This is a genomic window from Oceanicola granulosus HTCC2516, from assembly GCF_000153305.1.
GTDB lineage: Bacteria > Pseudomonadota > Alphaproteobacteria > Rhodobacterales > Rhodobacteraceae > Oceanicola > Oceanicola granulosus.
Genome location: NZ_CH724108.1, coordinates 336,273 through 346,281 on the forward strand (window position 1 = coordinate 336,273; position 10,009 = coordinate 346,281).

A 10,009-nucleotide genomic window follows, 5' to 3' on the forward strand; every position below is an offset into this window, starting at 1 on the left:
CTCGCTTCATCTGGCCGGAAATATGCCGGGGGGAGTCGCCGCAGGCGACGGGGGGCTGGCCCCCCTCAGCCCGGGATGATCTCGAACTTCGTCACATCCACCAGCCCCCGGTCGGTGATCTTGAGCGCCGGGATCACCGGCAGGGCGAGGAAGGCGAGCTGCAGGAAAGGCTCCTCGAGCGTCACCCCGAGCCCGCGCGCGGCGTCGCGGAGCGCGACGAGGCCGTCGCGCACCGTCTCGAACGGCTCGAGCGACATCAGCCCCGCCAGCGGCAGCGCCAGTTCGGCGAGGATCTCGCCGTCGCGGGCCACGACGAAGCCGCCCTCGATCTCGGAGAGCCGGTTGGCGGCGCGGGCCATGTCGGCGTAGTCGGTGCCGACGCAGGCGATGTTGTGGTGGTCGTGGCAGACCGTCCCTGCGATCGCGCCGGCCTGCATGCCGAAGCCCTTCACGAAGCCGGTGGCGATGTTGCCGTTGCGCCCGTGCCGCTCGATGACCGCGATGCGGACCAGGTCGCGCGCCGGGTCGGGGCGCTTGTCGCCATCGACGACCGGGATCGTCTCGCGCAGGTGGTCGGTCAGGATCTGCCCCTCGCGGATGCCGATTACGTCGGTCTCCTCGCGATTGGCGCGGGCGCGGAACTGCTCGGGCGCGAGCCGGGGGGCGTGGACCGAGCCACGCCCGACGGGCTCGACGATCCGGCGCGCGGCGAAGGCCGCGTCGCCGACGCGGGTGCCGGCGCAGAGCACGAGCCGCGCGTCACAGGCCTCGAGCGCGCCGAGCGCGACGATGTCCGCCCGCCGCCCCGGCGCGATCAGGCCGCGATCCTTGAGCCCGAACGCCTCCGCCCCCGACAGCGACGCCGCGCGGTAGGCGGCGAGGGCGGGCGTGCCGAGGCGGATCAGCTCGCGGATCATGTAGTCGAGGTGGCCGTGCTCGGCGATGTCGAGCGGGTTGCGGTCGTCGGTGCACAGGCACATGTAGGGCGCCGTGCGCTCGGTCAGCAGCGGCTGCAGCGCGGCGAGGTCCTTCGACACCGACCCCTCGCGGATCAGCACCCGCATCCCCCGCTGCAGCTTCTCGCGCGCCTCCTCCACGCTCGTCGCCTCGTGCTCGGTGCGGATGCCGGCGGCGGCGTAGGCGTTGAGGTCCTTGCCCGTCAGCAGCGGGCAGTGGCCGTCGATGTGGCCGCCCTCGAACAGCGCCAGCTTGGCCAGCGCCTCCGGGTCGCGGTGGATCACGCCGGGGTAGTTCATGAACTCGGCCAGTCCGATGCCCGAGGGGTGCCCCATCAGCCCCGCCAGCGCTTCGGCGCCGATCTCGGCGCCCGCGGTTTCCATGTGGCTCGAGGGCACGCAGGAGGAGAGCTGGACGCGGATGTCCATGATCGTGTGGCGGCTGGCCTCCTGGAAGTAGCGGATGCCGTCGGGGCCGATCACGTTGGCGATCTCGTGCGGGTCGCAGATCGCGGTGGTCACGCCCCTCGGCGCGACGCAGCGGTCGAATTCGTAGGGGGTGACGAGGGAGCTTTCGATGTGCAGGTGGGTGTCGATGAAGCCCGGCACCAGCGTCAGCCCGGCGACGTCGATCACCTCGCGCCCCTCGTAGGCATGGCCGGTGCCGACGATCGTGTCGCCGCAGATCGCCACGTCGCCCTCGATCATCTCGCCGGTGACGAGATCGAAGACCCGCCCGCCGCGCAGCACGAGGTCGGCGGGGGCGTCGCCGCGGCCCTGCGCGATGTGCTCCGATAGGTCCACCATTGATGCACTCCCTGCTGGCTGCTCGCCGCGCAGTTGAGCGCAATCGGCGCGGAGGGTCCAGTGCCGCGCGTGCCTTGCGCTGCGGCTCCGGAGGCCTCAGAGTGGCCGCCGACGACCCGCCGGGCGTCGTCTGGACTGCAACGGAGGGACGGAATAGATGCGGAGATTGACCAAGGAACTGGCGCTCGCGACGGCGGCCGCCCTCGCGCTGGCGGGCGGCGCGTGGGCCGATGTCATCAAGGTCGGCGTCATCGCCCCCACCTCCGGGCCCTACGCCACCTACGGCACCCAGTTCCGCACCGGCGTCGACACCTACCAGGCGATCCACGGCCACGAGGTCGACGGCGACACCGTCGAGTTCATCTGGCGCGACAGCGGCGGCGTGAACCCCGATCAGGCGCGCTCGCACGCGCAGGAGTTGATCATCCGCGAGGGCGTCGACTACCTCGCCGGGTTCACCTTCACGCCCAACGCGCTGGCCGTGGCCCAGATCATCGACCAGTCCCAGACCCCGACCGTGATCTTCAACGCGGCCACCTCGATCATCACCGAGGAGAGCGGGTTCTTCGTCCGCCCGAGCTTCACGCTCTGGCAGGTGTCGGCGCCGCTGGCGGAGTGGGCCCACGGGCAGGGCATCGAGGAGGTCGTGATCGCGGTGAGCGACTACAACCCCGGCATCGACGCCGAGACCGGCTTCCGCACCGCCTTCGAGGCGGCCGGCGGCACGGTGCTCGACACGATCCGCATGCCGCTCGCGACGACCGATTTCGCGCCCTTCATGCAGCGGGTGCGCGACGCGGGGCCCGACGCGGTCTTCGCCTTCCTGCCCGCTGGCCCGCCGACCTTCGCCTTCGTGAAGGCCTACAACGACAACGGCCTGCCCGGGGCCGGGGTGCAGCTGCTCGGCACCGGCGAAACCGACGAGACCACACTGGAGGCGCTGGGCGATGCGGCGCTGGGCGTCTACACCGCCTACCACTACTCGCCCGACCACGACTCGCCCGAGAACGAGGCCTTCCTCGCCAAGCTGTTCGAGCTGCATCCCGACGCGGTGCCGAACTTCTCGACGGTGCAGGCCTACGACGGCGCGCACGTCATCTACGAGATGATCCGCGCCGCCGGCACGGACGGGCCCGCCGCGATCGAGGCGGTGAAGGGGCTGGAGTGGATCAGCCCGCGCGGGCCGGTGCAGATCGACCCGGAGACGCGCCACATCACCCAGAACGTCTACATCCGCGAGGTCGTGCGCGACGAGGACGGGCAGCTGGTGAATCGCGAATTCGAGACGATCGAGGCGGTGCCCGACCTCGGGCTGGTGAACGACTACTGACGACAGACCGGCCGGGCGGCCGCCGGCAGGGCGGCCGCGGTGCGGGCGGGCCGAGGCGCGGCGGGGGCAGATGGGCACGTTACTCAACATCCTGGTCGACGGGGTGGCTTACGGGATGATCCTGTTCATGATCTCCGTCGGCCTCTCGGTGACGATGGGGCTGATGCGGGTGATCAACCTCGCCCACGGCGGCTTCGCCATGCTTGGCGGGGCCGGGGTCCACTACCTCGGCGCACGGCTCGGGCTGCCGTTCGTGCCGGCTGCGCTGCTGGCCATCGGCGCGGTGGTGGCGCTGGCGGTGCCGATGGAGCGGGTGCTCTACCGCCCGATCTACCGGATGGGCGAGCTGCAGCAGGTGCTGGCCACCATCGGCATCACCTTCCTGATGATCGCCTCCGTCAACCTCTGGCTCGGCTCGACGCTGCTGGCGATCCCGCTGCCCGACGCCTGGAGCGGTACCGTCGATCTCGGCTTCCGCTCGCTGCCGATGCACCGGCTGATCGTCATCGGCGCGGGCCTCGCCACGGCGCTCGGGCTCTGGGCGCTGATCGACCGCACCGGCTACGGCATCCGGCTGCGCGCCGCCGTCGACAACCGGGCCACCGCCTCGGCGCTGGGCATCGACACCGGACGCATCTTCGCCATCACCTTCGCCCTCGGCGCCGGGCTCGCGGCCTTCGGCGGCATCCTCGGGGCCGAGCTTCTGCCCGTCGATGCCTACTACCCGCTGCGCTACATGGTGCACTTCCTGATCGTCGTCGCGGTGGGCGGCATGGGCTCGATCACCGGCTCGTTTCTGGCCGCGCTCGGCCTCGGCATCCTCGACACCACGGCGCGCTACATGGTGCCCGATTTCGGCACGATCTTCTTCTTCCTCGTCACGATCCTCGTGCTGGCGCTGCGTCCGCAGGGGCTGCTGGGGCGGGCGGCATGAGCAGCAGCGCGTCCGACGTCGCCCCCCGCCGCCCGCTGCTGGCCGGTCGCGGGCTGTTGTGGGAGGCGGTGATCCTCGCCGTCGGGGTGGGGCTGTTCTTCCTGTTCCCCTACGATCTCGGCTTCCTGAGCCGCATCCTCATCATGATCGTCTTCGTGCTCTCGCTCGACCTCGTGCTCGGCTATGCCGGGGTCGCCACGCTCGGGCAGGCGGCGATGTACGGCACCGGGGCCTACGCCGCCGGACTGATCGCGATCCACGTCACCGCCTCGCCGCTGCTGGGCCTCGCGGCGGGCGCGGTGGCGGGGGCGGGCATCGCGTTCGTCTCGGGGCTCGTGCTGATGCGCGCGCACGGGCTGACGCTGCTGATGCTGTCGATCGCCGTGGCGCAGGTGCTGCAGGAGGTCGCCAACAAGGCGCGCCCGCTCACCGGCGGGGCGGACGGGCTGCGGGGGATCCGGATGGACCCGATCCTCGGGCTCTGGGAGTTCGATTTCATCGGCCGCGCGGGCTACTGGTACGTGCTCACGGTGCTGATCCTCGTGCTGCTGTTCCTCAAGGTGGTGGTCAACTCGCCGCTCGGGCTGTCGGCGCGCGGCATCCAGGAGAGCCCCGAGCGAATGCGCGCCATCGGCACGCCGGTCTACTGGCGGCTCGTCTGGATCTACACCATCGCCGGCGGCATCGCCGGGGTGGCGGGGGCGCTGGCGGCGCAGGTGACGGCGCTGGTGAGCCTCGAGGTCTTCAACTTCGACCACTCGGCGGAGGCGCTCATTATGCTGGTGCTCGGCGGGGCCGGACGGCTCTACGGCGCGGTGGTGGGGGTGGCGATCTTCATGCTGGTCGAGCACGTCGCGGCGGCGGTCGACCCGTTCAACTGGCTGTTCCTGATCGGCGCGCTGGTGCTGGCGGTGGTGTTCTTCGTCCCCGCCGGGCTGCTCGGCCTGCCGAAGGCGCTGACGGGGCTGGTGCGGCGATGAGCGCGGGGCTGGAAGTGCGCGGGCTGAACAAGGCGTTCGGCGGGCTGACCGTGTCGAAGAACATCACGCTCGACCTGCGCCCGGGCGACCGCAAGGCCCTGATCGGGCCCAACGGCGCGGGCAAGACCACCTTCGCAAACCTCATCACCGGCATCGACCGCCCCACCTCGGGCGAGATCCGTCTCGACGGGCGAGACCTGCGTCCGCTCAGCGCGGCCCGGCGGGTGCGCGCGGGGGTCGCCAAGACCTTCCAGATCACCACCCTGTTCAAACGGCTCACCGTGCGCGAGAACCTGCGCCTCGCGGTGCTCGAGCGCGAACGGCGCGGCCTGCGGATGTTCGCCCGCGCCGACGGCGATCCGGCCGTCGAGCACGAGGTCGCGGCGCTGCTCGACCAGTTCGGCCTCCTGCGCCACGCCGACGCGCCGGTGGAGAGCCTGGCCTACGGGCAGCAGCGCCTGATCGAGCTGGCGCTGACGCTGGCGCTGCGGCCACGTATCCTGATCCTCGACGAGCCGGCGGCGGGGGTGCCGTCGTCGGAAAGCCACCTGATCGTGGAGGCCATCGAGCGCCTGCCGTCCGACCTCGCCGTGCTGATCATCGAGCACGACATGAAGCTCGTCTTCCAGGTCGCGCGCTCGATCATCGTGCTCGTCGCCGGCGCGATCCTGACCGAGGGCACCCCCTCCCAGATCGCCGCGGATCCGAGGGTGCGCGAGCTCTACCTGGGAGCGGCGCATGGGTGAGATCCTGACGCTCGAGCAGGTGACGGCGGGCTACGGCGAGACCCACGTGCTCGAGGAGATGTCGCTCTCCGTCGCTCCCGGCGAACGGCTCGCGGTGATCGGGCGCAACGGCGTCGGCAAGACGACGACACTGGCGACGATGATGGGGCTGACGCGGCTGCACGCGGGCGCGGTGCGGCTGCACGGCGAGGACATCTCGCGCCTGCCGCCCCACAAGCGGCAGGCGCGCGGGCTCGGCCTCGTGCCGCAGACGCGCGACATCTTCCGTTCGCTCTCGGTGGAGGAGAACCTGCTCGCCGGCCAGTCCGGGCGCGGCGGCTGGGGGCTGGAGCAGGCCTACGCGCTGTTCCCCCGCCTGCGCGAGCGGCGGCGCAACGGCGGCGGGCAGCTGTCGGGGGGCGAGCAGCAGATGCTCGCCATCGCGCGCACGCTCATGGGCAAGCCGGAGGTGATCCTGCTCGACGAGCCGCTCGAGGGGCTGGCCCCGGTGATCTGCGAGACGCTGATGGACGTGTTCGAGCGCCTGGCCGCCGAGGGCCGCACCATCGTGCTCGTCGAGCAGCATGCCGATCTCGCCCTGCGCTTCGCCGACCGCGTGGTGATCCTCGACACCGGCCGCATCGTCCACGAGGGCCCGGCGGTGGGGGTGCTTGCCGACCCGGCGATCCTCGACCGCCACGTGGGAGTCGGTCTGGCAGGCTGACGGCGGCGCGGCTAGGGTCGCCCGCGAGGAGGACGCCGCCGGCATGGAGATGCACGAGGGACACATCGCCATCGACGCGCCCGAGGGCGTCGCGAGCTGGGACATCGACCCCTACGACGCGGCGCTCCTCGCCGATCCCGCGCCCTACTACGCCGAGCTGCGCGCGAAGGGGCCGTTCGTCTACCTGACGCGCTACAGGATGCTGGTCTGCGGCCGCTACGCCGAGACGCGCGAGGTGTTCGGCGATCACGACCGTTTCGTCTCGTCGCGCGGCGTGGGCCTGCAGGATTTCCTGTACGGCGAGCCGTGGCGGTCGCCCTCCATCGTGCTCGAGGCCGACCCGCCGTACCACACCCGCACCCGCCGGGTGATCACGCGCGCCCTGTCGCCGCGCGCCGTGGCCGCGATGAAGGACCTCTTCCGCGCCGAGGCCGGGGCGCTGGTCGACCGGCTCCTCGCGCATGGCCCGTTCGAGGCGGTGAGCGCCTGCGCCGAGGCCTTCCCGGCGACGGTGTTCCCGAAGGCCGTCGGCCTCAGGGAGAGCGACACGCGGCGGCTCGTCGATTACGGCGCGATGGTGTTCAACGCGCTCGGCCCCGACAACGCGCTGCGCAGCAGGGCGATGGCGCGGGCGGGCGACATCGTGCCGTGGATCAACGCCGCCTGCGCGCGCGAGAACCTCGTCGCGGGCGGCTTCGGCGCGGCGCTCCACGCCGCCGCCGAGGACGAGGAGATCACGCCGCAGGAGGCCGGGATGCTGGTGCGCTCGCTGCTCTCGGCGGGCGTCGACACCACCGTCTCCGCCCTCGGCAACGCGCTCTGGTGCCTCGCCACCAACCCCGGCGCGATGGCGGCGCTCGCGGCGGATCCGGGCCTCGCGCGGCCCTGCTTCGAGGAGGTGCTGCGCGTCACCTCGCCGGTCCATTCCTTCTGCCGCACCGCCGGCGTCGACACCGAGGTCGGCGGCGTCGCGATCCGCGCGGGGACCAAGATCCTCTGCTGCCTCGGCGCGGCCAATCTCGACGAGACCCACTGGGAGGCGGCGTCGGAGTTCCGGATCGCGCGCCGCCCGATGGGACACCTCGCCTTCGGCGTCGGCATCCACAATTGCGTCGGCCAGACCCTGGCGCGGGCGGAGGGCGAGGCGCTGCTGACGGCGCTGGCCGAGCGGGTGGCGCGGATCGAGATCACCGCGCCGCCGGTCTGGCGGCCCAACAACGCGATCCGCGCGCTCGATCGGATGGGGCTGCGCTTCGTGCCGAAATGAGCCGCGGGCGGCCGCGGCGGATTTGCATATTTTCGGCCAGATGAAGCGGGTATGGCGCGAACGGCCCGGCGGCGCGCGGGAGGCGCGGCCGGGCCGGGGCGTCAATCCCAGTCGGGGGCGGTGTCGGGGTCGACGTAGCGCTTGCCCGCGTCGAGCCGCGCGATGCGCTCGCGGTCCTCGTCGTCGAGGGCCACCTGCTGGGCGCCGAAATTTTCCTCGAGCCGGTCGGCTCGGCTGGTGGTGGGGATCGCGACCCAGCCCTCGGCGAGCTGCCAGGACAGGCAAACCTGCGTCGGCGTGGCGGAATGCTTGTCGGCGATCTCGCGCAGCACCCGGTCCTCGGCGACGCTGCCGTCGGCGATGGGCTTGTAGCAGGTGACGGCGATGTCGTGCGCCGCGCAGTGGTCGGCGAGGGCGCGGTTCTGCAGGTAGGGGTGCAGCTCGACCTGGTTTGTCTTGATCTCGCCGTCGCCGAGGATCTCGCGGGCCTCGTCGATCAGCGCGATGGGGAAGTTCGACACCCCGAGCGTGCGGGTCAGGCCCTGCGCCTTCGCCTCGGCCAGCTGCTCGAGGTAGACCGGCAGCGCCACCTCGTTGTTGGGCGAGGGCCAGTGGATCAGCGTCAGGTCGACCGCGTCGAGCCCGAGCCGCTCGAGCGACTCCTCGAGGCTCGGGACGAGCAGGCCGTCGCCGAAGTTGGCGGGCGCGATCTTGGTGGTGATCCAGACCTCCCCGGGCGGCAGGTCGGAGCGGCGCAGGGCCTCACCGACATCGGCCTCGTTCTCGTAGAGCTGGGCGGTGTCGAGGTGGCGGTAGCCGACCTCGAGCGCGCGCCGGATCAGCTCCGTGCCCTCCTCGCCGCGCCGCTTGTACGTACCTAGGCCGAGCGCCGGCATTCCGTTGACCCGCTGCATCCTGTTCCTTCCGTGTGGCTGCCGGACGCAAGCTAGCGGGCGGTGCCGCGAGGGCAACCGGCAAGAGACCGCTGCCCGGGCCGCGGCAGGTTGAACAGCGGGATCCCTGCGCGCTACGAGGGCTCCGCGACGTGACGCGGCGTCGCGGGCGGGAGGTGTCGTAGCGTAAACGTGTTTGGCCGGGGCGGCGCAGCATCCTTGCCCGCTCGAGGCGGGAGTCTAGTATGGACGGACGGGGCACGGAGGACGGGTGATGAGGGACGCGATCGCGCGCAACAATGTGACTCTGGCCGGGCGCGAGGACGGCCCGGCGATGGTCTTCGTGCACGGCTTCGGCTGTGACCAGAGCATGTGGCGGCAGGTGGTGCCCGCCTTCGCCGACCGCTACCGGATCGTCACCTACGACCTCACCGGCATGGGCCGGTCCGACCTCGCCGCCTACGATTTCGACCGCTACGACCGGCTCGAGGCGCACGCCGACGACCTGATCGGGATCCTCGCCGCGCTCGAGCTCGAGGACGTGATCCTCGTCGGCCACTCGATCGGCGCCAGCATCGCCGTCCTCGCCGCCAACGCCGCGCCCGAGCGGGTGGCGCGGCTGGCGCTGGTCTCGCCGTCGCCCGCCTTCGTGAACGACGATGCGAGCGGCTATGTCGGGGGCTTCACCCGGGAGGAGCTGGAGGGGCTGATCGCGTTCCTCGAGGAGAATCACCTCGGCTGGTCGTCGCAGATGGCTCCGACCATCATGGGCCAGCCCGAGGACGGCGAGGAAGCGCAGGAGCTGACGCAGAGCTTCTGCCGCACCGATCCCGACATCGCGGCGCATTTCGGCCGGCTCACCTTCCTCACCGACTGCCGCGACGCGATGGCCAGGGCCGCGCGCCCGTCGCTGATCGTGCATTGCCGCGAGGATGCGCTGGTGCCGATGGCGGCGGCGGAGTGGATGGAGCGCGAGATCCCCGACAGCACCCTGACGGTGCTGGAGGCGAGGGGGCATTGCCCGCACATGACCGTTCCCGGCGACGTCGTCGCGGCAATCCGCGATGGCCTCGGCCGCCGGTGACGGGCATGGCCAATCATCGGCCGGCGGCCGACGTCGCCGTTGAGCTGCTGCACGATGCCCCCTGCGGCATCGCGATCACCGATCCCGACGGCGACCTCACCTACGTCAACGCCACGCTCGCGCGCTGGACCGGCCGGGCCGACCTGCCGGCGGCGGGCGGGACGCTGCCGGAGCTCCTGACCACGCCGGGCCGGATCTACTACGAGACCCACATCGCGCCGATGATGCGGCTGCAGGGGCATGTGCGCGAGATCTCCTGCATGCTCGAGGTCACCGACGGCTCGACCCTGCCGGTGCTGCTGAGCGGGA

The 10,009-nt window shown here is 71.6% G+C and carries 10 protein-coding genes; 8 read left to right on the forward strand and 2 right to left on the reverse strand.

All coding sequences use genetic code 11. From position 1 onward, the window contains the following. Positions 1–65 precede the first annotated feature (65 nt). Positions 66–1,763, reverse strand: coding sequence for an adenine deaminase (ade, locus tag OG2516_RS13990; protein ID WP_007256357.1), 1,698 nt, complete (start codon positions 1,761–1,763; stop codon positions 66–68). A 157-nt stretch (positions 1,764–1,920) separates the two neighbouring features. Between ade and OG2516_RS13995 the strand changes: the two genes are divergently transcribed. From OG2516_RS13995 to OG2516_RS14020, 6 genes are all read left to right on the forward strand, one after another. Next, positions 1,921–3,093 carry an ABC transporter substrate-binding protein gene (locus tag OG2516_RS13995; RefSeq protein ID WP_040615878.1) on the forward strand — a complete coding sequence of 391 codons (1,173 nt, stop codon included), beginning with the start codon at positions 1,921–1,923 and terminating at the stop codon, positions 3,091–3,093. A gap of 70 nt (positions 3,094–3,163) precedes the next feature. Beyond that, on the forward strand, positions 3,164–4,027 hold the full coding sequence (locus OG2516_RS14000) for a branched-chain amino acid ABC transporter permease (RefSeq protein ID WP_007256359.1): 864 nt from the start codon (positions 3,164–3,166) through the stop codon (positions 4,025–4,027). Continuing rightward, positions 4,024–5,007 (forward strand): branched-chain amino acid ABC transporter permease, encoded by a 984-nt coding sequence (locus tag OG2516_RS14005; RefSeq protein WP_007256360.1) that lies wholly within the window; start codon positions 4,024–4,026, stop codon positions 5,005–5,007. The genes OG2516_RS14000 and OG2516_RS14005 overlap by 4 nt, the downstream gene beginning before the upstream one ends. Continuing rightward, entirely contained in the window at positions 5,004–5,753 is a 750-nt protein-coding gene (locus OG2516_RS14010; RefSeq protein WP_007256361.1) for an ABC transporter ATP-binding protein, read from the forward strand. The genes OG2516_RS14005 and OG2516_RS14010 overlap by 4 nt, the downstream gene beginning before the upstream one ends. Continuing rightward, on the forward strand, positions 5,746–6,456 hold the full coding sequence (locus OG2516_RS14015; RefSeq protein WP_007256362.1) for an ABC transporter ATP-binding protein: 711 nt from the start codon (positions 5,746–5,748) through the stop codon (positions 6,454–6,456). Before OG2516_RS14010 ends, OG2516_RS14015 begins: the two co-directional genes overlap by 8 nt. Next, on the forward strand, positions 6,404–7,723 hold the full coding sequence (locus OG2516_RS14020) for a cytochrome P450 (RefSeq protein WP_245544324.1): 1,320 nt from the start codon (positions 6,404–6,406) through the stop codon (positions 7,721–7,723). Before OG2516_RS14015 ends, OG2516_RS14020 begins: the two co-directional genes overlap by 53 nt. Positions 7,724–7,824: 101 nt before the next feature. Here OG2516_RS14020 and dkgB read toward each other — a convergent pair whose 3' ends face one another. Further along, entirely contained in the window at positions 7,825–8,637 is an 813-nt protein-coding gene (gene dkgB, locus OG2516_RS14025; RefSeq protein ID WP_007256364.1) for a 2,5-didehydrogluconate reductase DkgB, read from the reverse strand. A 253-nt stretch (positions 8,638–8,890) separates the two neighbouring features. Here dkgB and OG2516_RS14030 point away from each other — a divergent pair, with 253 nt between their 5' ends. Beyond that, entirely contained in the window at positions 8,891–9,700 is an 810-nt protein-coding gene (locus tag OG2516_RS14030) for an alpha/beta fold hydrolase (protein WP_007256365.1), read from the forward strand. A gap of 5 nt (positions 9,701–9,705) precedes the next feature. Beyond that, positions 9,706–10,009, forward strand: a 304-nt coding sequence (locus OG2516_RS14035; protein ID WP_007256366.1) for a PAS domain-containing protein, incomplete at its 3' end; no start/stop codon positions are given.

What these genes read in the sequence shown, in the direction of transcription:
- ade (WP_007256357.1), bottom strand. Translation starts at nt 1,763, where the DNA reads ATGGTGGACCTATCGGAGCACATCGCGCAGGGCCGCGGCGACGCCCCC.
- OG2516_RS13995 (WP_040615878.1), top strand. Translation starts at nt 1,921, where the DNA reads ATGCGGAGATTGACCAAGGAACTGGCGCTCGCGACGGCGGCCGCCCTC.
- OG2516_RS14005 (WP_007256360.1), top strand. Translation starts at nt 4,024, where the DNA reads ATGAGCAGCAGCGCGTCCGACGTCGCCCCCCGCCGCCCGCTGCTGGCC.
- OG2516_RS14010 (WP_007256361.1), top strand. Translation starts at nt 5,004, where the DNA reads ATGAGCGCGGGGCTGGAAGTGCGCGGGCTGAACAAGGCGTTCGGCGGG.
- OG2516_RS14000 (WP_007256359.1), top strand. Translation starts at nt 3,164, where the DNA reads ATGGGCACGTTACTCAACATCCTGGTCGACGGGGTGGCTTACGGGATG.
- OG2516_RS14015 (WP_007256362.1), top strand. Translation starts at nt 5,746, where the DNA reads ATGGGTGAGATCCTGACGCTCGAGCAGGTGACGGCGGGCTACGGCGAG.
- dkgB (WP_007256364.1), bottom strand. Translation starts at nt 8,637, where the DNA reads ATGCAGCGGGTCAACGGAATGCCGGCGCTCGGCCTAGGTACGTACAAG.
- OG2516_RS14030 (WP_007256365.1), top strand. Translation starts at nt 8,891, where the DNA reads ATGAGGGACGCGATCGCGCGCAACAATGTGACTCTGGCCGGGCGCGAG.